The organism is Acinetobacter sp. YH01025, assembly GCF_013420185.1.
Lineage (GTDB): Bacteria > Pseudomonadota > Gammaproteobacteria > Pseudomonadales > Moraxellaceae > Acinetobacter > Acinetobacter indicus.
The window spans coordinates 42,705-63,907 of record NZ_VOYR01000005.1; the positions used below are offsets into that span (position 1 = coordinate 42,705).

21 protein-coding genes and 4 tRNA genes are annotated in these 21,203 nt (G+C 48.6%); 12 read left to right on the forward strand and 13 right to left on the reverse strand.

From position 1 onward, the window contains the following. Positions 1 to 2: 2 nt before the first annotated feature. Genes FTT89_RS06925 through FTT89_RS06945 form a run of 5 tightly spaced genes read left to right on the forward strand, consistent with a single transcriptional unit; the run spans position 3 to position 3,392 of the window. Entirely contained in the window at positions 3 to 368 is a 366-nt protein-coding gene (locus FTT89_RS06925; RefSeq protein ID WP_075167613.1) for a Na+/H+ antiporter subunit C, read from the forward strand. Then, positions 368 to 2,176 (forward strand): monovalent cation/H+ antiporter subunit D, encoded by a 1,809-nt coding sequence (locus FTT89_RS06930; RefSeq protein WP_168370333.1) that lies wholly within the window; start codon positions 368 to 370, stop codon positions 2,174 to 2,176. The genes FTT89_RS06925 and FTT89_RS06930 overlap by 1 nt, the downstream gene beginning before the upstream one ends. Positions 2,177 to 2,178: 2 nt before the next feature. Continuing rightward, positions 2,179 to 2,700, forward strand: a complete 522-nt coding sequence (locus FTT89_RS06935; protein WP_104499197.1) for a Na+/H+ antiporter subunit E — start codon at positions 2,179 to 2,181, stop codon at positions 2,698 to 2,700. Beyond that, positions 2,697 to 2,972: a monovalent cation/H+ antiporter subunit F gene (locus FTT89_RS06940; protein WP_168370332.1), complete on the forward strand. Its 276-nt coding sequence runs from the start codon at positions 2,697 to 2,699 to the stop codon at positions 2,970 to 2,972. The genes FTT89_RS06935 and FTT89_RS06940 overlap by 4 nt, the downstream gene beginning before the upstream one ends. A gap of 9 nt (positions 2,973 to 2,981) precedes the next feature. Beyond that, the gene (locus tag FTT89_RS06945; protein WP_168370331.1) at positions 2,982 to 3,392 is read left to right on the forward strand and encodes a Na+/H+ antiporter subunit G; all 411 of its coding nucleotides are present in this window, start codon (positions 2,982 to 2,984) and stop codon (positions 3,390 to 3,392) included. Between the two features lie 200 nt (positions 3,393 to 3,592). Here the strand turns inward: FTT89_RS06945 and FTT89_RS06950 are convergent, their stop codons facing one another. The 10 genes from FTT89_RS06950 to tpiA all read right to left on the reverse strand — a co-directional run bounded on the left by FTT89_RS06950 (position 3,593) and on the right by tpiA (position 10,773). Further along, entirely contained in the window at positions 3,593 to 3,997 is a 405-nt protein-coding gene (locus FTT89_RS06950; RefSeq protein ID WP_005181793.1) for a ribosome-binding factor A, read from the reverse strand. Further along, positions 3,997 to 6,717, reverse strand: a complete 2,721-nt coding sequence (infB, locus tag FTT89_RS06955) for a translation initiation factor IF-2 (protein ID WP_005181788.1) — start codon at positions 6,715 to 6,717, stop codon at positions 3,997 to 3,999. Before infB ends, FTT89_RS06950 begins: the two co-directional genes overlap by 1 nt. A 10-nt stretch (positions 6,718 to 6,727) precedes the next feature. After that, entirely contained in the window at positions 6,728 to 8,212 is a 1,485-nt protein-coding gene (nusA, locus tag FTT89_RS06960) for a transcription termination factor NusA (protein ID WP_005181786.1), read from the reverse strand. A gap of 32 nt (positions 8,213 to 8,244) precedes the next feature. Next, positions 8,245 to 8,769: a ribosome maturation factor RimP gene (rimP, locus tag FTT89_RS06965; protein WP_005181784.1), complete on the reverse strand. Its 525-nt coding sequence runs from the start codon at positions 8,767 to 8,769 to the stop codon at positions 8,245 to 8,247. Between the two features lie 228 nt (positions 8,770 to 8,997). After that, a tRNA-Met gene (locus tag FTT89_RS06970) sits at positions 8,998 to 9,074 on the reverse strand. 143 nt (positions 9,075 to 9,217) lie between these two features. Then, positions 9,218 to 9,294 (reverse strand) — tRNA-Met (locus FTT89_RS06975). Between the two features lie 78 nt (positions 9,295 to 9,372). Beyond that, positions 9,373 to 9,449: transfer RNA gene (locus FTT89_RS06980), tRNA-Met, on the reverse strand. Positions 9,450 to 9,500: 51 nt separating this feature from the next. Beyond that, positions 9,501 to 9,585: transfer RNA gene (locus FTT89_RS06985), tRNA-Leu, on the reverse strand. 53 nt (positions 9,586 to 9,638) lie between these two features. After that, on the reverse strand, positions 9,639 to 9,968 hold the full coding sequence (gene secG, locus FTT89_RS06990; RefSeq protein WP_005181783.1) for a preprotein translocase subunit SecG: 330 nt from the start codon (positions 9,966 to 9,968) through the stop codon (positions 9,639 to 9,641). Positions 9,969 to 9,981: 13 nt separating this feature from the next. Further along, positions 9,982 to 10,773, reverse strand: a complete 792-nt coding sequence (gene tpiA / locus FTT89_RS06995; RefSeq protein WP_005181780.1) for a triose-phosphate isomerase — start codon at positions 10,771 to 10,773, stop codon at positions 9,982 to 9,984. Positions 10,774 to 11,061: 288 nt separating this feature from the next. On the opposite strand from tpiA, the gene pilB reads away from it, so the two are divergent. From pilB to coaE, 4 genes are read left to right on the forward strand one after another with little or no spacing between them, the layout of a single operon-like run. Continuing rightward, positions 11,062 to 12,768 (forward strand): type IV-A pilus assembly ATPase PilB, encoded by a 1,707-nt coding sequence (gene pilB, locus FTT89_RS07000; RefSeq protein WP_168370330.1) that lies wholly within the window; start codon positions 11,062 to 11,064, stop codon positions 12,766 to 12,768. A 30-nt stretch (positions 12,769 to 12,798) separates the two neighbouring features. Beyond that, complete coding sequence (locus FTT89_RS07005) at positions 12,799 to 14,025, forward strand: type II secretion system F family protein (RefSeq protein WP_016659656.1); 1,227 nt, start codon at positions 12,799 to 12,801, stop codon at positions 14,023 to 14,025. Continuing rightward, entirely contained in the window at positions 14,025 to 14,885 is an 861-nt protein-coding gene (locus FTT89_RS07010) for an A24 family peptidase (RefSeq protein WP_005181774.1), read from the forward strand. Before FTT89_RS07005 ends, FTT89_RS07010 begins: the two co-directional genes overlap by 1 nt. A 10-nt stretch (positions 14,886 to 14,895) precedes the next feature. Continuing rightward, positions 14,896 to 15,504: a dephospho-CoA kinase gene (gene coaE, locus FTT89_RS07015; protein ID WP_005181773.1), complete on the forward strand. Its 609-nt coding sequence runs from the start codon at positions 14,896 to 14,898 to the stop codon at positions 15,502 to 15,504. Here the strand turns inward: coaE and FTT89_RS07020 are convergent. The 3 genes from FTT89_RS07020 to FTT89_RS07030 all read right to left on the reverse strand — a co-directional run bounded on the left by FTT89_RS07020 (position 15,501) and on the right by FTT89_RS07030 (position 17,620). Next, entirely contained in the window at positions 15,501 to 16,421 is a 921-nt protein-coding gene (locus FTT89_RS07020; protein WP_180172772.1) for a DMT family transporter, read from the reverse strand. The genes coaE and FTT89_RS07020 overlap by 4 nt on opposite strands. Before the next feature lie 17 nt (positions 16,422 to 16,438). Beyond that, complete coding sequence (gene rlmB / locus FTT89_RS07025) at positions 16,439 to 17,191, reverse strand: 23S rRNA (guanosine(2251)-2'-O)-methyltransferase RlmB (RefSeq protein ID WP_005181769.1); 753 nt, start codon at positions 17,189 to 17,191, stop codon at positions 16,439 to 16,441. A 105-nt stretch (positions 17,192 to 17,296) separates the two neighbouring features. After that, positions 17,297 to 17,620 (reverse strand): pyrimidine/purine nucleoside phosphorylase, encoded by a 324-nt coding sequence (locus FTT89_RS07030; protein ID WP_005181767.1) that lies wholly within the window; start codon positions 17,618 to 17,620, stop codon positions 17,297 to 17,299. Between the two features lie 711 nt (positions 17,621 to 18,331). On the opposite strand from FTT89_RS07030, the gene recN reads away from it, so the two are divergent. The 3 genes from recN to ruvX all read left to right on the forward strand — a co-directional run bounded on the left by recN (position 18,332) and on the right by ruvX (position 21,093). After that, a complete protein-coding gene (recN, locus tag FTT89_RS07035; protein WP_168370329.1) occupies positions 18,332 to 19,996 on the forward strand; it encodes a DNA repair protein RecN in 1,665 nt (554 codons plus the stop codon). Between the two features lie 109 nt (positions 19,997 to 20,105). Next, positions 20,106 to 20,660 carry a YqgE/AlgH family protein gene (locus FTT89_RS07040; RefSeq protein WP_005181761.1) on the forward strand — a complete coding sequence of 185 codons (555 nt, stop codon included), beginning with the start codon at positions 20,106 to 20,108 and terminating at the stop codon, positions 20,658 to 20,660. Next, positions 20,653 to 21,093 carry a Holliday junction resolvase RuvX gene (ruvX, locus tag FTT89_RS07045; RefSeq protein WP_016659659.1) on the forward strand — a complete coding sequence of 147 codons (441 nt, stop codon included), beginning with the start codon at positions 20,653 to 20,655 and terminating at the stop codon, positions 21,091 to 21,093. Before FTT89_RS07040 ends, ruvX begins: the two co-directional genes overlap by 8 nt. The last annotated feature ends 110 nt before the right edge of the window (positions 21,094 to 21,203 follow it).

The window sequence follows — 21,203 nt, forward strand, 5'->3', positions numbered from 1 at the left end:
GCATGATTAGTATCGAATTTTTAGTCGCAACCTCTGTAGGTTTACTGGTCGCCACCGGCGTGTACCTGATCTTAAGGGCACGTACCTTTCCGGTGGTACTGGGCCTGGCCATGATTGGTTATGCAGTCAATATTTTCCTGTTCGCCATGGGCCGGATTCAGCTGAATGCACCGGCCATTTTAACCACGGCAGCACAATCCACCGACCCTTTACCGCAAGCACTGGTGCTGACTGCTATTGTAATTGGCTTTGCCACCACCGCCTTTGTGGTGCAACTGGCCTTACGCAGCCGTTATGAATCGGGAACCGACCATGTGGATGCCAAAGATGATCCTGCTTTACTTGACCCACGTGAGGATGAGCCATAATGCATGACTTTATCCAATTCTGGGCGCAACACACTCCTATTCTCAGCATCCTGCTGCCGGCTTTTACCGGTTTTATTCTGGTGCTGCTGGGCAACCCGGGTTCGGGTTCGCTGTCGTATGACTGGCGCCAGCCGTGGCGTCGTGGCATCAGCCTGATTTCCACTATTCTCGGACTGGGCTTGGCGATCAGCTATCTGATGCTGGCCAAAACCGGCCAGATTACCGTCTACAACCTGTCCGAATGGTCAGCTCCATTCGGGATTGTACTGGTACTGGATCAGCTGTCTGCGCTAATGCTGGTGCTGACTTACGGTCTGGCCTTGCCAGTGCTGTGGTTCGCCTGCCAGCAATGGGATGAACGTGGCCGCTACTTCCATGCCATGTTCCATTTCCTGATGATGGGCTTGTGCGGGGCTTTCCTCACCGGCGATTTATTTAACCTGTTCGTATTTTTTGAAGTGCTACTGCTGGCTTCATATGTACTCTTGCTGCACAGTCAGGGCAAACCGCGCTTTCAGCTTGGGGTGCATTATGTCACCATCAACCTGCTGGCTTCAGCACTGTTCCTGATTGGTCTGGGCATGATTTACGGCAGTGTTGGCAGCCTTAACATGGCCGATGTGGCGCGTTTAATACCGACGCTGGCAGAAGATCAGCATCGTCTGGCGGTGGTCGGCGGCTTGATCCTGTTTATTGTGTTCGGGATTAAAGCGGCGATGCTGCCGGTCGGCTTCTGGTTACCGAAAACCTATGCCGTAGCAGCTACCCCTGTGGCGGCGATTTTTACCATTATGACTAAGGTCGGGATTTATGCGATTTTAAGGGTCAATGGGACGGTCTTTGATGATGAACTGAGCCAGAAAATTCTCAGCAACTGGTTATTGCCAATTGGCCTGATTACCTCACTGTATGGCGTCATTGGCGCGATTGGGGCAGAACGCTTACGTCGTTTTGTCGGCTTTATGATGCTGTCGTCGGTTGGGACCATCCTGATTGCGATTGCCCTGTTTAGCACCCAGGCCTGGACGGCAGCGCTGTATTACTTGGTACACAGTACCTTAATTGCCGCTGCCTTCTATCTGTTCTGCGGCTGGGTCACGGCGCAGCGCGGTGAATTTAAGGATCACTTTAATATCGCCCCGCAAATGAAACAGCATAAAGTGATGTCAATTACCTATCTGCTGATTGCACTGATGATTGCCGGCCTGCCGCCTTTTAGTGGCTTCCTCGGTAAAGTATTCTTGTTACAGGCCACGGCTGATGCGCCTTATCAGGGCATTATTATTGCCGTGGTGCTGCTAGTTGGTTTACTCAGTATTCTGGCCCTGACCCGGGTTGGCTTTATCCTGTTCTGGCGCGCATCGCGTCCGGAAGATGATCCGGACAATGACGCCTATCACAGCTACCAGGCCCTGCCAGCCAAGGCCCCGAAAGGCAATGATAAGGCCATTTACCTGTTATTGGCAGCACTGGTGGCTTATGTGGTTTTTGCTAATCCAATCCAGCGTTATGCCTTTAGCACGGCCCAGCAAATGCAGAACAACCGTCTGTATGAAATGGCGGTGTTAAAGCAGGATGAAACCGGCCAGGTGATTAGCGTCCAGCCTTATGATCCAAACTATTTGCCAGAAACCAAATACAGTGGTGAAAAACCGGACCCGAATGCCAAGCTGATTCCGTATGTAATCAGTCCAAATACACTGGAAGGTGAGCATATTTCGGACTATAAACAACGTCAGATCAATCAGCAGATTGAGCAGGACGCCGCAAGCAACGACCTGCCACAACTTAAACCTATGGAGCCATAACTATGCAAAAGACATCGTTTTGGGATATCTGGCTGCCACATCCCTTTGTTTCGGTGATTGTGGCCATTAGCTGGTTGTTACTGGCACATAGTGTTTCTGCCGGCAATCTGCTGATGGCATTGATCCTGAGTATCCTGATTCCACTGATGGTCAAACCGTTTATTGCCCGCACCCCGAATATCCACTGGGTGCCAGCCTTTAAACTGTTCTGGGTGGTGGTCTGGGATATTATCCTGTCCAATATCCGCGTCGCCAAACAGGTGCTGGGACCCACCGATGCGCTGCATCCGAAATGGTTCCGTGTACCGCTGGAGACCGAGCATGAACAGGTCAACACCTTGCTGGCGATGATCATTACCACCACGCCAGGGACGGTCACGGCCGGTATTGACCAGGACCGCGGCGATATTCTGGTGCATGCCTTAAGTACCGATGATGAAGAAGCTGAAATTGCCCTGATCAAGAGCCGTTATGAACAGCCGCTGATTGAAATCTTTAACGTCAAGACAGGAGTGGCCTCATGATGATATTGCCTTATGCGATTGGCATCTGCCTGATTGCCATTGCCGGCTCGATGTTTATGTGCCTGATTCGTCTGATTATGGGACCGTCAATTGTCGACCGTCTGCTGGCGCTAGATACCCTGTTCTTAAATGCGACCTGCCTGATTGTAGTACTGGGTATTTACTGGACCAGCACTTCACTGTTTGAAGGTGCATTACTGGTGGCGATGCTGGGCTTTGTTTCAACCGCTGCCCTGGCCCGTTACTTCACCTCTGGCCACGTGATTGATTAGGAGAACAGCATGCAACTGATGATGGAAATCCTGGTCTCCATTTTCCTGTTAATCGGCACCTTCTTTATGCTGGTCGGCGGAATTGGCATGATTCGTCTGCCGGACCTGTTTATGCGCCTGCATGCCCCGACCAAGTCCAGTACCTTAGGTCTGGGCAGCTTCCTGATTGCTGCCATTATTTATTCAGCTTATCTGGGTCGCTTTGGTTTTGCCGAAGTGCTGATTACCCTGTTTGCCTTTATTACCGCGCCGGTATCGGCCAACCTGATGGCACAGGCAGCCCTGCATTTACGTCTGCGCTCGATGAGTGGTGAAGTCCCAGAAACCCTGGAACGTCCGCTACCATGGCAGCGTAGCCGTCACCGCGCCTTTACAGATCGTGAACCACTGGGCAGAATCAAACCCTCTAAAGACGAATAAGTCTTCGCGTCATCTTCTAAAAAAACCTGACCCGGATTGTTCCTGGTCAGGTTTTTTATGTGCTGTCTCAACCGCCCTGCCCTTGCCTGATTGCAATCTTAAAGGGCTTGTATCCGCTGAGAAATAGCAAGTCAAGCAATTATGAAGGACATAAAAAAGCCACCCGAAGGTGGCTTTTTTGCATAGACCTGCTGGCCTACTTATTCTTCATCTTTTTTTGCATCGGCAGCTGGTAAATCTTTTACTGCTTCTGCAATCAGACCAAACATATAGTTACCGTAGGCATTGGTTTTATCGTAATGGAAACGCAAACGCGGCGTAATCCGGGTCTTGATCCGACGGCTCAGCTCATGGCGCAGGAAACCGGAGGCTTTGTTAAGCACATCCAGGGTTTCCTTGTTTGCCGCTTCACTTTGCTCATCGCCAAGTTCACGACCCATTACGGTCACATACACTTCGGCATAGCCTAAATCTGGGCTGACTTTCACCGCCGAGATGGTCACCAGACCACCCAGACGTGGATCTTTCAGCTCCTGGCGGATCAGGTCGGACAACTCGCGTTGTACCGTATCTGCCATTCGCTTAAGACGCTGACTACCCGCCATTAAAGACTCCGTTTAATTAGTTGGACATCGTACACTTCAATCTTGTCTTGTACTTTGATGTCTTTATAGCCTTTGACTGCAAGACCACATTCCATACCGGCACGGACTTCTTCCACCACGTCTTTATAACGACGCAGAGATTCAAGTTCACCCTGGAACACCACCACATCATCACGTAATACGCGAATCGGCTTGTTACGGTGTAAAGTACCTTCCAGTACCATACAGCCTGCTGCTGCACCGAACTTGCTTGAGTGGAATACTTCACGGACTTCAGCCACACCCAGAATCGTTTCACGGTGTTCTGGTGCCAGTTTGCCGCTCATCGCATCTTTCACGTCATCAATCAATTGATAGATGATCGAGTAGTAACGGATGTCGATACCGTCAGCATCGGCTTTTTGACGTGCAGTATTGTCGGCACGAACGTTAAAGCCCAGCAGTACCGCTTCTGAAGATTCAGCCAGCGTTACGTCAGATTCAGTGATCGCACCGACACCTGAACCAATCACACGGACTTTCACTTCATCCGTTGAAAGCTCGGCCAGTGCCACGTGCAATGCTTCCAGCGTACCACGTACGTCAGTTTTCAGTACCACGTTCACAATCGGCACATCTTTCTTGCCCATAGACGCCATGATGTTCTCAAGACGCATTGCAGACTGACGCTCAAGACGTTTCTGACGTTCACGATCCATACGCGCATCAGCAACTTCACGCGCTTTCTTCTCGTCATTGACCACCAGTACTTCATCACCCGCCATTGGCGCTTCTGGCAGACCCAGAATTTCCACTGGAATTGATGGACCAGCAGACTTGATGCGTTTACCGTTTTCATCGGTCATGGCACGTACACGGCCATAAGATGAACCGGCAAGTACCAAGTCACCCACTTTCAGGGTACCGTTTTGAACCAGAATCGAGGTCACTGCACCACGGCCTTTATCAACACGTGCTTCAATCACCACACCTTGTGCTGCACCTTCTTCAGAGGCTTTCAATTCCATCATTTCTGCTTGAATTGAAATCAGGTCAAGTAATTCGTCAATGCCGGCACCGGTATGCGCGGAAACTTTGGCGACTGGAACATCACCGCCCCATTCTTCAGGCACGATTTCCTTGGTGGTTAATTCGTTCAGTACGCGGTCTGGATCAGCTGAATCTTTGTCCATCTTGTTGATGGCAACAATGATTGGCGTACCCGCTGCACGCGCATGGTCAATCGCTTCTGCAGTTTGTGGCATCACGCCATCATCTGCTGCAACCACCAACACCACGATATCAGTCGCTTTGGCACCACGTGAACGCATCGCGGTAAACGCGGCGTGACCCGGAGTATCCAGGAAGGTGATGATACCTTTGTCTGTTGTCACATGGTAAGCACCGATATGCTGGGTAATACCACCGGCTTCGCCTTGTGCCACTTTAGCACGGCGGATACGGTCAAGAAGCGAGGTTTTACCATGGTCAACGTGACCCATGATGGTAACAACAGGTGGACGCGTAGTTTGCTCACCACGTGCTTCTTCAGCCGCTTCCAGCAGGTTGTCTTCTGCCGCAGTTTCAGACACCAGCACCGGATTGTGGCCCATTTCTTCAACCACAAGCACCGCAGTATCCTGATCAATGGCCTGGTTTTGTGTGACCAGCTCACCCATCTTCATCAGGGTCTTGATTACTTCACGTACTTTAATTGCCATTTTCGCAGCCAAGTCAGCCACAATAATGGTTTCACCAATTTCTACATCATAAACCTGTTTTTTCACCGGTTTTTCAAAGCCATGCTTGTTGGCCTGACTGGTTTTTAAACCACGTTTATGCGAGTTGTCACGGAATGACTGTTCTTCACCACGACGGCCGCCTTTCTTCTGGCCACGGGTATCTTTGGTTCCGCCACCACGTTTGATTTCACGGTCTTCTTTGGCAAATGAATCTTCATACGCCTGACCCACCAGACCTGCGGCCAATGGTGAATCATCAATTACGCGAATGGTCGGTGCAGCATCATCAGATGAATACTTCGATGCCATTTTACGCATTTGCTCAAGGGTACGTTGCTGCGCTTCTTCAGCTGCCTTACGACGTGCAGCTTCTTCAGTCGCTTTCAACTGTGCTGCCTGTTCTTCACGGGCGCGTTTTTGCTCAGGCGTTTCAACCACTTTAACCTGGGCTTTCACCACTGGCTTGTTGGTTGATTTACGCTTCACCACCACAGCGGCTTTAGAAGTTTCCTGTTTGGCGGTTTCCTGTTTCGCAGCAGCACGCATTGCTTCTAAGGCCTGTTTGGCTTTAGATTCGCCTTTGCTGGCAGCTTCTGGCGCAGCTTTTGGCTTCGCCGGTTCACGGGCTTGCTGTTCAGCTGCTTTGGCTTCTGCTTCAGCCTGTGCTTTGGCCAAAGCTTCTGCTTTGATTTGCTCAGGGTCTGGCTTGACAAATGTATGCTTCTTGCGCACTTCTACATTAATTGTTTTCGCCTTACCTGACGTACTTGCCACTTTAGCAGTACTGGTAGTTTTACGTTTCAACGTGATTTGTCCTGCATTACCCGCATCTTGACCATGTACTTTTTTCAAGTGGGTCACGAGGGTATCTTGTTGTTCAGTGGAAATAATGTCGTCAGCTTTACGTTGCGGTAAACCTGCATCACGAACCTGCTCCAGGAGTTTCTCAACTGGACGTCCTACGCTGAGCGCTAACTCTTTAATCGTCTTGTCCGTCATACATTACCTCCTAGTTAAACCATGATTCGCGTGCTTTCATAATGAGTTGACCCGCTTTGTCAGCACCTAGACCTTCAATATCTGCGATATCGTCGGTGGCCTGGTCTGCCAAGTCATCAACGGTCACTACACCACGAGCAGCAAGCGCATAGGCGATCTCTTGTGTCATCCCTTCCATTGCCAGAAGTTCGTCACTCGGATCCTGAATATTTTCTTGCTGTTTTAACGCATCTGCCAAAGCCACTTCTTTGGCACGACTTTGCAATAATTCAACCAGCTCGGCATCAAGCTCAATTTCATCAAATGTTTCTGCTGGTACATAGGCAATCTCTTCCAGTGAAGTGAAGCCCATTTCAACCAGTGCCATCGCCAGGTCTTCTGCAATGTCCAAACGCGATACAAACATATCCAGATATTGCTGCGCTTCATTTTGCTGACGCGCGTAATATTCTTCTTCCAGCATCATGTCCAGTTTATAACCGGTCAGTTCAGATGCCAGACGTACGTTTTGACCTTGTGAACCAATGGCACGGGCCAATTGATCGCTGGTGGCAAAAATAATGTCAGCAGTACGTGCATCTTCATCAATCACGATACTCGATACATCAGCCGGCTCTAAAGCGCTGGCAATGTACTGTGCCGGATCATCTGACCACACCACCACATCAATACGTTCACCATTAAGTTCCTGCTGGACTGCCTGGATACGCGTACCACGCATACCAATACATGCACCAACCGGATCAATACGATGATCGTTGGTTTTCACTGCAATCTTAGCACGAACGCCTGGTTGACGCGCAGCCGCCTTGATTTCAATGATTTCTTCAGAAATTTCAGGAATTTCTTTTTTCATTAACGCCATCAGCATTTCAGGTTTTGCACGTGACAATAATAATTGCGCACCACGACCTTCACGGTTGACGTTAAATAAAATGGCATTCACGCGCTGTTTTGGACGCAGAATTTCCTTTGGAATCATTTCTTCACGTGCCAGATACGCTTCGGCATTGTCACCTAAATCAATGATAAAGCCATCTTTGGTCTGCTTTTTCACTTCACCGTAAATCAGCTCGCCCACTTTGGCTTCATAAGCATCGGCAACGAGTGCACGTTCTGCTTCACGAATTTTCTGAACAATTACCTGTTTGGCAATTTGCGCCGCAATACGACCGAAATCAATTGATTCCACTTCAAGTTCGCGAATGTCACCAATTGACCACTGCGCCGGATCGACATCAGAAATCGCATCCTGACATGCTGGCATTTCATGATCTTCATCCGCCACCACTTCCCATTGACGGAAAGTACGGTAGTCACCTGTTTTACGGTCGATTTCTACACGTAAACGTGCTTCTTCCGCATTTGTGCCTTCGTAAAATTTCTTTTTCGTCGCAGCAACAAGAGCCTGCTCTAGCGCCTCAAAGATTGCTTCACGACTTACACCTTTTTCGTTACTAACCGTTTCAACGACGGTAAGAATTTCGCGTGCCATAAGTCACCTATTTTAGATTCTTATTTATTGAATTAATCTTGATAAACCAGATTGGCCTTATCGATATTATGGCTGTCAATTTCCAGCACTTGCTGTTTTTCAACTTCAACCTGAATGGTTTCATTTTCAAGGTCAACTGCCACCAGTTTCGCCTGGAATTTACGACGGTTTTCTACCGCGCTAATCAAACGCAAGGCAATGGTCTGGCCAATATAGGCAGGAAGCTGTTCCAGCTGGAAAAACGGACGATCCCAACCTGGTGAAGACACTTCGAGTGCATATTCACCTGAGATCGGATCATGAACGTCCAAAATGGCGCCCACTTGCTGAGTCACGCGCACACAATCCTGTACGCCTACACCACGACCCTGCTCGAGTTCACCGTCTTCATTCAGGACCGGTGCGGCATTTTCATCAACCGCTTTGTCGATATAAATACGCAATAGTGAGCGTTTACCTTGTGGCAGGAATTCAATTCCCCACAAATCTACATCACAGGCTGCAACTGCGGGTGCAATCAAGTCCTGGAGTGCCTGGGTTTTATTTGATAGCTTCATTTACTCTCGTCATATGGGTGCGATTCAATGGCCTGATCTGACCACTACAGTCTCATTCAAGCTATAGTAGTAGTGAAACATGACACTTGAGTTTATGCCGTATCCGGCTCATATCGACACTACACGATAGCCAATAAAAAAGGGCGTAAATCGCCCCTATTATTACACAGAAAAACCAATGTCCACTGTGCAAAAAGGCCCACCTTGTTGTGAGCCTCTTAAGAAACTTGGTAGCGGGAGCTGGATTTGAACCAACGACCTTCGGGTTATGAGCCCGACGAGCTACCAGACTGCTCCATCCCGCATCAACGTGCAAAAATTATATACAAAATATGCGCAATTTTCAATGAAAATCGTATGTCCTGTATATGGCGTTATTTATCGCTGAAGAATGAGTAACAAGCGTCAGATTCAACCAACATGAAATATATTACTCAACCATTAAAAATGGTAGCGGGAGCTGGATTTGAACCAACGACCTTCGGGTTATGAGCCCGACGAGCTACCAGACTGCTCCATCCCGCATCAGCGTACAAATAACTCTTCTCAGCTCAAGAAACTTAAGCCGCCTTTTTAAAGTTTGCATCTTTAAAAAGGATTGATTGGTAGCGGGAGCTGGATTTGAACCAACGACCTTCGGGTTATGAGCCCGACGAGCTACCAGACTGCTCCATCCCGCATCAACAGAAGTTTTGCTGCATACACCAAACTTATGTTCTGGATTATAAGTTTGGTGCGGAAGGGGGGACTTGAACCCCCACGCCCGAAAGCACTACCACCTCAAGGTAGCGTGTCTACCAATTCCACCACCACCGCAGCTGTGACGCATTCTAGTCGCATCACCGCGAAAAATAAAGGCCTAATTGCAATTATTCGCCAGTTTGAGGTGTAGTTGGTGAAGAATCAGGCAATGTTGCCGGCGCGGTTGTGGTCGCCGGAATTGATTTTAAACTGTAGGCATCGGTGGTTTGCTGTTTGGCAAATACCGCCAGGGTCAGACTGGTGATAAAGAACAAAGCCGTTAAAATTCCAGTCAAACGGGTCATAAAATTACCCGAACCAGAGGCACCAAATACGGTCGCCGCACCGCCGCCACCAAAAGAAGCACCAGCATCTGCCCCTTTGCCGTGCTGAACTAGAATCAGCACAATCATCAAGACGGCTAAAATAATATGTACTACCAGCACAAAAGTTTGCATGCTGAACTCCTAATTATTGTGTATTGGCAAAGGCCTGCGCAATTTGATGGAACGATGCCGCATTTAAAGAAGCACCGCCGACCAGCGCGCCATTAATATCTGGGCAGGCTGCTAACTCTACTGCATTTTCCGGCTTAACACTACCACCGTACAGAATAGCCATTTGCGGACCATAGCTGGTCAGCTGGGTCAGACCTTCACGAATTTTGGCATGCATGGCCTGCGCATCTTCAGGCGAAGCGGTTTTACCAGTACCAATGGCCCAGATTGGCTCATAGGCAATTACAATATTCTGCCACTGCTCTGCCTCGACCACTGCCGCAATGTCACAAATCTGCTGTAATACCACCTGCTCGGCCTGGCCACTTTCACGCTGCTGCAGGCTTTCACCGACACAGTAAATTACGGTCAGACCGGCTGCCAGTGCATTTTGAATTTTTGCATTTAGAATTTGCACATTTTCAGCAAAAATTTCACGGCGTTCTGAATGACCGACCAGTACAAAGCCAATCTGGCTGTCTTTTAATAGCTCGGCACTCACCTCACCAGTATAAGCACCTAAACCAGCAATACGTGAAACATCTTGTGCCACGGTATACACCGGACGTACCGCAGTTTTCAGCTGTTCCTGAACACTGCCCAATGCGATTGCAACTGGCGCAACCCCTAAATGACACTGTGCGGCATCAATGGCCTGCTGTTCTAATAATGTTTTAAATTCTGAAACCAGCTGTTGCGCTTCTGCTTGCACTGGGTTCATTTTCCAATTGCCAATCACCCAAGGCGTAATCGCCGAACCCGACATACAATACCTATTCAAATACCTATGTTTCAATCGCGCACATTCTACACGTAAATCGATTCAGGACAGAACAATTTGTTGCGGCATTTTTAGATTTGCAGTCTAAATAGGCCCATCTGAACATCGGCTTAACAAAAATCTTTGCCGATTAATTGCGACTGGTTCATGCTTTTAGGGGATACTTAGGTGGTGACATCATTTTCAGATATGGTATTTTTATGCAACAAAAGTATAATTTTGTGATACCAATTATAAACAAACTTTTTTGATTTTTTTTAAGGACGTTGGGGAATGTCAGTACAACAAGCAATGCCTAGATTTACAGGTTTTATTCGGCGACTGGTCGAAGAAGGGCTTGTGACGGCTGAAAATATGCAGCAAGCCATTGTCGCGGCGAAAAAAGCCGAGACCGATATTGTGCCGTATTTAATTCAGCAGTTGCAGATTTCACCGCTGACCATTGCTGAAAAAATTTCCTATGAATTTGGTGAACCGATTTTTGACTTGGCGGTGTACGATTCGCGTCTGATTGTACGTGAAGGTCTGGATGAAAAACTGTTCACCAAATACCGAATTCTGCCCATTTTCCGACGTCACAATCAGCTTTATATCGCTACCAGTAACCCAACCAATATCGAAGCCATTGATGCGATCCGCTTTAACAGCAAGCTGAATATTGAAGTGGTGATTGTTGAGCATGACAAGCTGGAACGGCTGATTGAACAGAACTTTACCGAAGACAGCACCTTTGACTTTGATGAAGACTTTGATCTAGAAGTTGGCGACAACGCTCCCGAAACACAAGAAGATAACGATGAGCCACAAGGCGATGAAGCCCCAATCGTCAAATATATTAACAAGTTACTGATCGATGCAATCCGTATGGGCGCCTCGGATTTACACTTCGAGCCTTATGAAAAAAGCTACCGGGTCCGTTACCGGATTGACGGCGTACTGCGCCAGATTGCCAATCCTCCGTTACAGCTGGCTACACGGCTCGCCTCACGTTTAAAAGTTATGTCACAAATGGACATCTCGGAAAAACGTATTCCGCAGGATGGCCGGATCAAGCTCAAGCTGTCAAAAAACAAAGCCATCGACTTCCGTGTCAACTCACTGCCCACCCTGTTCGGGGAAAAAATTGTACTGCGTATTCTCGATCCATCTAGTGCCATGCTGGGGATTGATGCACTTGGTTATGAACCGGAGCAAAAAGAGCTGTTTATGGAGGCGCTGGACAAACCACAAGGCATGTTGCTGATCACCGGCCCGACCGGTTCCGGTAAAACCGTATCTTTATATACCGGCTTAAACATTCTCAACCGCGAAGACACCAATATTTCTACCGCCGAAGATCCGGTGGAAATTAACCTGGAAGGCATCAATCAGGTCAACGTCAACCCGAAAGTGGGTCTGACCTTTGCCGCAGCACTAAAATCATTCCTGCGCCAGGATCCGGATATTGTCATGGTCGGTGAGATCCGTGATCTGGAAACTGCAGAAATTGCCATTAAAGCCGCACAAACCGGTCACATGGTCATGTCGACGCTGCACACCAACAGTGCACCCGAAACCCTGACCCGTTTACGCAACATGGGCGTCCCCTCATTTAACATCGCCACCTCGGTGAACCTGGTGATTGCCCAGCGTCTGGCACGTCGTCTGTGTCAGAAATGCAAGGCCCCGGTGGAGATTCCACGCCAGAGCCTCTTGGAACTCGGTTTTACCGAAGAAGATTTAAACCAGCCAGAGTTCCAGCTGTATCAGCCGGTTGGCTGCCCGGAATGTCGTGAAGGTTATAAAGGCCGTGTCGGGGTCTATGAAGTAATGAAAGTCACCCCGGAAATCTCACGCATTATTATGGAAGATGGTAATGCCTTGCAAATTGCAGCAGCCTCGGCAAAATCTGGGTTTAACAATTTACGCCGTTCAGGATTAATCAAGGTCATGCAGGGGGTCACTTCTTTACAGGAAGTGAATCGTGTGACCAGCGAATAGATGAAGCATTTAAAATAAGGATAAACACGCATGGCTGTCAAAAAAGCACAGATGATGCCCACCTTTATTTATGAAGGGATTGACCGCAAAGGGGCAAAACTTAAAGGGGAACTGCCAGCACGTAATATGGCGCTGGCCAAGGTCACGTTGCGCAAGCAAGGGATCACCATCAAAACCATCCGCCAGAAGAAGAAAAATATTCTTGAAGGCTTGATGAAGAAAAAAGTCTCGACCCTGGACATCACGATTTTTACCCGCCAGCTGGCGACCATGATGAAAGCCGGTGTACCGCTGGTGCAAAGCTTTGAAATTGTGGCTGAAGGTCTGGAAAACCCGGCCATGCGTGAAGTTGTATTGGGGATTAAAGGCGAAGTCGAAGGGGGCAATACCTTTGCTGGTGCACTGCGTAAATATCCGCAACATTTCGATAATCTGTTTTGCTCGCTGGTTGAATCGGGTGAACAGTCGGGTGCTCTAGAAACTATGCTGGACCGGGTAGCGATCTATAAAGAAAAGAGCGAATTACTCAAACAAAAAATCAAGAAAGCCATGAAATACCCGGCAACGGTGATTGTGGTGGCGGTGATTGTCACCATTATCCTGATGGTCAAAGTGGTACCGGTGTTTGAAGAACTCTTCACCTCTTTTGGTGCCGACTTACCAGCCTTCACCAAAATGGTGGTGAATATGTCGCAGTGGACCCAGAAATACTGGTTTGTGCTGATTATTGTGGTCGGCTTTGCGATTGCAGCTTTTCTGGAAGCCAAGAAACGCAGCAAGAAATTCCGTGACCTGCTGGACAAAGCCGCCCTGAGAGCACCAATTTTTGGTGATCTGGTGTATAAGGCGATTATCGCGCGTTATAGTCGTACCCTGGCCACCACCTTTGCTGCCGGTGTTCCCTTAATTGATGCACTGGAATCCACTGCCGGCGCCACCAACAACGTGGTTTATGAAGAAGCAGTAATGAAAATCCGTGAAGATGTCGCCACCGGTCAGCAGTTGCAGTTTGCCATGCGGGTCACGGATAAATTCCCATCCATGGCCGTGCAGATGGTTGCGATTGGTGAAGAATCCGGTGCGCTGGATGCGATGCTGGATAAAGTCGCTACTCACTACGAAAACGAAGTCGATAACGCCGTCGATGGCTTAACCTCGATGATGGAACCACTGATTATGGCCGTTCTCGGGATTCTGGTCGGCGGTCTGGTGGTCGCGATGTATCTCCCAATCTTCCAAATGGGCTCTGTGGTTTAATGCAAGAATTCATTCATTATCTGATTCAACACCCAACTGCGCTGTATTTCGTAGTTGGGATTTTTAGTTTATGTATTGGCAGTTTTCTGAATGTGGTGATTTACCGCACGCCAAAAATGATGGAACAGGAATGGCGCAATGACTGTCAAATGCTGCTGCATCCTGAACAGGCCATCATTGATGAAAGCAAAATCAGCCTCAGTCAGCCAGCCTCGACCTGTCCGAAATGCCACAGCCCGATTCGCTGGTATCAGAATATTCCAGTAATCAGCTGGCTGCTTCTACGTGGCAAATGTGGCCAATGCCAAAACCCGATCAGTATTCGTTATCCTTTTATTGAACTGCTGACCGCAGTGTGTGCCTTAACCGTAGTCGCGGTTTTTGGCCCGACCCTGCAAATGCTGTTTGGCCTGGTGTTGACCTATGTGTTAATTGCCCTGACCTTTATTGATTTTGACACCCAGCTGCTGCCTGACCGCTATACCCTCCCCCTGGCTGCACTCGGCTTGGGGGTGAACAGCTATGCCCTGTACACCTCCGCTAGCTCTGCCATTTGGGGATATATCATTGGCTTTTTATGTCTGTGGGTGGTGTATTACCTGTTTAAGCTGGTGACTGGCAAAGAAGGTATGGGCTATGGCGATTTTAAATTGCTGGCCGCCTTAGGTGCCTGGATGGGCCCGCTGATGCTGCCGCTGATTGTGTTGCTATCTTCTCTGGTTGGTGCAATCATTGGCATTATTTTGCTGAAAATCCGCAAAGAGAACCAGCCTTTTGCCTTTGGCCCTTATATTGCCATTGCCGGCTGGATCGCCTTTTTGTGGGGTGATGCAATCATGAAGCTTTATTTAGGTCAATAAGGACAACAGGATGACATTTGTTTTGGGTTTAACTGGCGGCATTGGCAGCGGTAAATCGGCAGCAAGTCACTGGTTTGAAACCCAAGGCATTGTGGTGGTCGATGCAGATGTGGTGGCACGTGAAGTGGTTGAGCCAGGCCAGCCGGCCCTGACCCAGATTCATCAGGCCTTTGGCGACTGGGTCCTGCTCAATGGCGAGCTCAACCGCCGTGCCTTACGCGAGCATATTTTTAAAGAACCGGCAGCACGCAAAACCCTGGAAGCAATTACCCATCCGGCCATTCGCCAGTCGATCATCCAGCAGTTACAGGCAGCCCGCAGTGCCTATGTGGTGCTGGTGTCTCCACTGTTATTTGAAAGCAACCAGCATGAACTGACCCAGCGCAACCTGTTAATTGATGCCTCTGAAGAACTGCAGATTCAACGCGCCTCACAACGCGATGGACAAAGTATCGAACAAATTCGCAAGATTATTCAGGTACAGATGTCACGCGCAGACAAACGCCAACGGGCAGATGATATTGTGCTGAATGATGGTCATCTGGAGCATCTCTATGCCCAGCTTCAACCCTTACATCAACACTATCTGACTTTGGCGCAACAGCAGCAGTCGGTTTAAGACGGCTTGTTTTGTCGTTCGATTTGCTGGCTTAAGCTGTCTTTCCGGCCCCACCAGCGCCAAGGCTGTAACGCCCCAATGCCCATACCAAGCAGACCACAGACAATCGCCAGGCTCAATGGCTCATTCAGTAACGGTACCGCCAGAATAGCGGCAATAAACGGTGCCAAGGTCACAATACTGCCAGCCTTAAAAGCACCTAAACGCTTAATCGCTTCGACATAGCTGAGCGTGGCAATAATCACCACAAAAATTCCATGAAACAGGGTCTGGCCGATTAAATGCAGTGGTTCGGGACCACTCAGGTTTTTTGGAAAAAATAGCCAATAAATAGGCACATACACCAAAGCTGACCAGATGGCTACACTGGCCATAGAATGCCAGGCCGACAGCTTCCATTGCCGCAACAGCACCGTAAAGACGCCCCACCATAAGGCACTCAGGAAAAACAGCAGATCGCCAAAACCGAAAGCGACACCGGTTTCCTGATACATCAGCAGACTCATGGCAGCAATCGCCAGCAGCATGATCAATACGCTAATCCAGGTATGCCGGTCAAAGGACTGTCGAAACAGCAACCAGGCCGCCAGTGCAGTACATAAGGGAATACAGCCATTCAAGAAAATCGCCGCATGCGCCGCTGGCACAAAATGAAATGCACTATAAGCCGTCAGGCAGTAACCGACACCGCCAATCATCGCCAGGATAAAGGACTGTCGGGTCCATAAAAATGCCGTATCTTTACGATATAGCAAAACCGGCATCAGCAGGCAAAAGGCCAGCATAAAACGCAAGGCCACCAGATCCCAAGCACTAATGCCCCACAGGGCACTTAAACGGGTACTCAGGGTAAAGCCCCCCCAAATACACATGGTGATGGCCAGTAACAGATAGCCTTGCTGACGCGCGTTGATCATTAAGATGGAAAGAGCGCTTAAGCCGGTTGACGCTGACGGCAGGCTTCATACAGCGCCATGCCGGTGGCCACACTAACATTCAGACTTTGCAGATTGCCCATCATCGGGATATACACGGTTTGATCACACTGCGACTGGGTGATTGGGCGCAAACCGGTATCTTCGGCTCCCATCACCACACACACCGCCGTACCGGTGAAGTCAAACTTCTGGATCGGCAAGGCTTTTTCATCCAGCATGGTGCCGACCACGCGCACATTAAACTGCTCTTTGATTTGCCCCAAAGTACGGGCCAGATTGGTAACCTGAATAAATTTAACTTTCTCGGCGCCACCAGCAGCCACTTTACGCGCCGTTGGGGTCAGGCTGGCTGAACGGTCACGCGGTACAATCACCGCTTCTACACCCATGGCTGCTGCCGTACGGATACAGGCGCCCAGATTATGCGGATCGGTGACCTGATCCAGAGCCAGTAACAGTGGCTGATTGGACTGCTGCAACAGCTGTTCCAAATCTTTTTCATTTAAGGTTGGATGCGGACGCACCGCAGCCACCACGCCCTGATGAAATGGCAAACCGGCCAGTTTTTCCAGGCTGTCACGACTGGCTTTTTGTACGCTAATACCAAACGGCTCTGCCAGTTCCAGAATACGCTGTAAACGCTGGTCATCACGACCTTTGAGGGTAAACAGGGTTAATACACGCTCCGGTTCAAGTTCTAACAATGACTCTACCGAATGAACGCCATAATAATATTCTGGTTTTGCCATGAATGACCTCAACGCTGTGCTGTAAATCCAAAAGAAAAATCCTGCAAAGGAAACTTTACAGGATTTCTGTGTCGGCCTAGTTTAACCGATTTGGGCTAAAAATGCTTAGCCTTCTAAATGACAAACGTAGTCCAGTACATCATCAGTTTCAATCTTAAAACGGCTGTTGCCCGGTACATAAAAAGACTGACCAGCGCGGAAAAGCTCACTTTCTTCGCTATCAGCGATTTGCACACGACATTCACCTGAAATAATTTCCATCCGTTCAGGAACATGCGTTTCGAAAGTTAAGGCTTGTTCAGTCGGTAAAATCACACCCAGCGTCTTTTTGGTGCCATCTTCAAATTGCACCGTATGACTAATGCAGAGCCCGCCAAAATAAACATTGGATTTTTTTACCACTGATACATGATCAAACTGAGCTGACATGCGTATTCTCCAGCTAACGCGTTTTTATATTTTATGATTGAGGTAGTGTAATGCTGCCTACTGAACTAATCAATCAATCTTCATCTAAGGTAAATCACTCTATTTCCTGTCGTTTCAGGCAAGTCATTTTGCCTGGCACGCGAATAAATTCACCTCATTTTTGCGAGAGTCTAAATCAACTTTCAGGCAAGTACAAATACCTTTTAATCGCAGATGAACTAAAGTTCAACGCCCCCATTGCACTCTCCGACCATCTGTATTTTCAGCCTGACAAATCCTGCGCCGAACTGGTTCAATTCGGGTTATGCATCTGACTGATTTTCATCTGAATCTCTAAATATAGTGAGCACTTTTCTGCTCGTTTTCAGCTTGTCTGATAATCATAAAAAATTTGATGATTGGCAGATAAAGTTATGCAACATTCTGCCGACGCTGTATTGCAAGCACATGAAACTGGACACAGTTTTCTGTTTCAGATGAAGATAAGAGTAGATATTCCGATTGCGGCACTAGCGACTTGATCTACATGGTGGATGTAGAACCTCTGCTCACAGCACACCGCTGAATATTCTGTACCGAGAAGTTTTATTTTTCTGCAAAAATTAAGCTAGAATGATCGTGTTTTTTCAGTTGCTTAAAATAAAGGGCGATGCTTTGCACTGCCCAACCTGACACTCTTCAACTCAAACTTTTCGCAGCCTGGATGCGTTTATGCTGACACATTTAACCCTGATCAATTTTGCCTTAGCCGACCGTTTAGCCATTGATATTGAATCTGGTTTTAACGTCCTGACCGGGGAAACAGGTGCCGGAAAATCATTATTGCTGGATGCACTTTCGGCCTGTCTAGGCGAACGCACCGACACCAATTATGTTCGTTATGGCGCAGACAAGGCCGATGTCACTGCCACCTTCAGCTATCATGACGGTAGTCCAGAAGCCGAGTGGCTAAAACAGCAGGAACTGGATGATGAATCGGGCGAAATTCATTTACGCCGGGTAATTTTCGCCACCGGACGCAGCAAGGCCTGGATTAACGGCCGTCCGAGCAGTCTGTCTGAGCTCAAAGAAATTGGCCGTTTGCTGGTGCAGCTGTATAGCCAGCACAGCCAGCAGCAGCTGTTAGAACCGCCTTATCCAAAACACTGGCTGGATCGTTATAGCAATTTTTATGCGCCAGCCCAGGCCGTACGCGATGCCTATAGCCAGTGGCAAAAAGATATTCGCCAGCATCAGGCGGCTTTGGATGCCCAGGCGACGCGTAAACAGCGCATCGACACACTGGAATTGCAGCTGGAAGAATTAGAAGAAGTGGTCCAGGTCGATTATGCCGATATTGAACAGGAATTTGATCGCTTAAGCCATCATGAAGCGATTATGCAGGATTGTGCCTATAGTCTGAACGGGCTGGATGAAGCAGAGCCAAACCTGAGCCAGGAACTGTCCTCGATTTTACGGCGTCTGGAAAGCCATGCCGGCCGCAGTGAACAGCTGTCAGAAATTTATACTTCCCTGCTGAATGCGCAAAGTGAAATTGAAGATGCCACCGCCAGTTTGCGTCATTTTATTGACCGGCAGAGTTTCGATCCGGAGCGGATGGAAGAACTGAATTCCAAACTGGAAATTTTCCATCGTCTGGCCCGTAAATATCGCACCCAGCCAGAATTATTGAAAACCGAATATGACAACTGGCAGGCCGAGCTGGAACAGCTGCATCAGCTGGAAGATCCGGAAACCTTGGCCGAACAGGTCGAAGTGTCCTATCAGGACTTTTTGGCCAAGGCCGAACATTTAGACCAGATTCGACGTGAAGCTGCCGGACCTTTGGCCAAACAGCTGACCGAACAGGTGAAACAGCTGGCCTTACCAGAAGCACATTTTGAATTTAAATTTGAGCCTTTAGAGCAGCCATCGAGTGAAGGCTTAAGCTTTATCCAGCTGCTGTTTACGGCCAATAAAGGCATTCCAGCACAACCACTGGCGCGTGTCGCTTCGGGCGGTGAACTGTCGCGTATTGCGCTGGTGATGCAGGTCATGAATGCTGAAAAAACCGAAGCAGAAGTGCTGGTGTTTGACGAAATTGATGTCGGGATTAGTGGTGGTACTGCAGAAATTGTGGGGCGTTTACTGGCCGGTCTGGGGCAGCACGTACAAATTCTGTGTATTACCCATCAGGCGCAGGTTGCGGCTCAGTCTGACCAGCACCTGCTGGTGAAGAAACAGCAGACTGATCCGGCCAGTAGTACTATTTTAATGCTGCAAGAAGAAGAGCGGATTCTGGAACTGGCACGGATGACTGGTGGCGTCGAAATTAACGAAACCACCTTGCAGCATGCCAAGCAGTTACGTCAGCTCAAGTTTCAATCTGGCGTATAAAATCACTGAAAAACCACAAAAAATGTTTGGTGAAATAGCAATCCTCTTGTAACGTGATGATTAAGACCTATATCTATATCAGAACATACATTTTAGGAGAAAGGCTTAGGTGACCAAACAATATCTGACACATCGCTGTCTTATTGCGCCACCCGAGATAAATGATGACTTTTTTGCGAATACTGTCATTTATTTGGCGCGTCATGATGAAGACGGGGCGCAAGGCATTATTCTCAATCGTCCGGCAGGGATTCAAATTAAAGAGTTACTGAATGATCTGGATATTGAAGCCGATCATGTCCATCCACATGAAGTATTGCAAGGCGGGCCGCTGCGTCCGGAAGCTGGATTTGTGCTGCATACTGGCCAGCCAACCTGGCATTCATCCATTGCAGTTGGTGAAAATGTCTGTATTACCACTTCCAAAGATATTCTGGATGCCATTGCGCATAACGAAGGCGTAGGCCGTTACCAGATTGCCCTCGGCTATGCCAGCTGGAGCAAAAACCAGCTGGAAGAAGAAATTTCGCGTGGTGACTGGCTGATCTGTGATTCAGATATGGACCTGATTTTTAATCTACCCTATAGCGACCGTTGGGATGCTGCCTACCGGAAAATTGGAATTGACCGCACCTGGCTTGCATCAGAGATTGGCCATGCCTGAGTCTACTGCACACCTGATTATGGCCTTCGATTTTGGCACCCAGAAAATGGGCATGGCGGTGGGTCAATCCCTGATTGAAAGCGCCACGCCGCTGGCCCTGTTTCCCATGAAAGATGGTATTCCAAACTGGGACGAACTGCTGAAACTGGTGAAACAGTATCAGCCAAATTTATTTCTGGTTGGCTTGCCACTGAACATGGATGATAGCGAGTCAGAGCTGTCGACCCGGGCGCGCAAGTTTGCCCGACGTTTACGTCATCAGACCAATATCGAAACCCTGATGGTGGACGAGCGTTTGACCACGCGTGAAGCCCGTGATGAACTGGATCATTATCAGGCTCAGGGACGCGGTAAAAAAATTGCCGCCGACAGTATTGCGGCTGCCCTGTTCATTGAAAGCTGGTATCGTTATCCGCAAGGCGTCCAGCCTTAAAATCTCGCTGTTGACGTCCAAATCCCCTTTCTCTTGGTTTTCAGCTCAATCCGGTCTGTTATGATAGTCAGTACCGGATTTTTTCATTGATCTTTTTTCACGTTGTAGAG

Coding starts and splice junctions, on each gene's coding strand:
- FTT89_RS06925 (WP_075167613.1), top strand. CDS start 3: ATGATTAGTATCGAATTTTTAGTCGCAACCTCTGTAGGTTTACTGGTC.
- FTT89_RS06930 (WP_168370333.1), top strand. CDS start 368: ATGCATGACTTTATCCAATTCTGGGCGCAACACACTCCTATTCTCAGC.
- FTT89_RS06935 (WP_104499197.1), top strand. CDS start 2,179: ATGCAAAAGACATCGTTTTGGGATATCTGGCTGCCACATCCCTTTGTT.
- FTT89_RS06940 (WP_168370332.1), top strand. CDS start 2,697: ATGATGATATTGCCTTATGCGATTGGCATCTGCCTGATTGCCATTGCC.
- FTT89_RS06945 (WP_168370331.1), top strand. CDS start 2,982: ATGCAACTGATGATGGAAATCCTGGTCTCCATTTTCCTGTTAATCGGC.
- FTT89_RS06950 (WP_005181793.1), bottom strand. CDS start 3,997: ATGGCGGGTAGTCAGCGTCTTAAGCGAATGGCAGATACGGTACAACGC.
- infB (WP_005181788.1), bottom strand. CDS start 6,717: ATGACGGACAAGACGATTAAAGAGTTAGCGCTCAGCGTAGGACGTCCA.
- nusA (WP_005181786.1), bottom strand. CDS start 8,212: ATGGCACGCGAAATTCTTACCGTCGTTGAAACGGTTAGTAACGAAAAA.
- rimP (WP_005181784.1), bottom strand. CDS start 8,769: ATGAAGCTATCAAATAAAACCCAGGCACTCCAGGACTTGATTGCACCC.
- secG (WP_005181783.1), bottom strand. CDS start 9,968: ATGCAAACTTTTGTGCTGGTAGTACATATTATTTTAGCCGTCTTGATG.
- tpiA (WP_005181780.1), bottom strand. CDS start 10,773: ATGTCGGGTTCGGCGATTACGCCTTGGGTGATTGGCAATTGGAAAATG.
- pilB (WP_168370330.1), top strand. CDS start 11,062: ATGTCAGTACAACAAGCAATGCCTAGATTTACAGGTTTTATTCGGCGA.
- FTT89_RS07005 (WP_016659656.1), top strand. CDS start 12,799: ATGGCTGTCAAAAAAGCACAGATGATGCCCACCTTTATTTATGAAGGG.
- FTT89_RS07010 (WP_005181774.1), top strand. CDS start 14,025: ATGCAAGAATTCATTCATTATCTGATTCAACACCCAACTGCGCTGTAT.
- coaE (WP_005181773.1), top strand. CDS start 14,896: ATGACATTTGTTTTGGGTTTAACTGGCGGCATTGGCAGCGGTAAATCG.
- FTT89_RS07020 (WP_180172772.1), bottom strand. CDS start 16,421: ATGATCAACGCGCGTCAGCAAGGCTATCTGTTACTGGCCATCACCATG.
- rlmB (WP_005181769.1), bottom strand. CDS start 17,191: ATGGCAAAACCAGAATATTATTATGGCGTTCATTCGGTAGAGTCATTG.
- FTT89_RS07030 (WP_005181767.1), bottom strand. CDS start 17,620: ATGTCAGCTCAGTTTGATCATGTATCAGTGGTAAAAAAATCCAATGTT.
- recN (WP_168370329.1), top strand. CDS start 18,332: ATGCTGACACATTTAACCCTGATCAATTTTGCCTTAGCCGACCGTTTA.
- ruvX (WP_016659659.1), top strand. CDS start 20,653: ATGCCTGAGTCTACTGCACACCTGATTATGGCCTTCGATTTTGGCACC.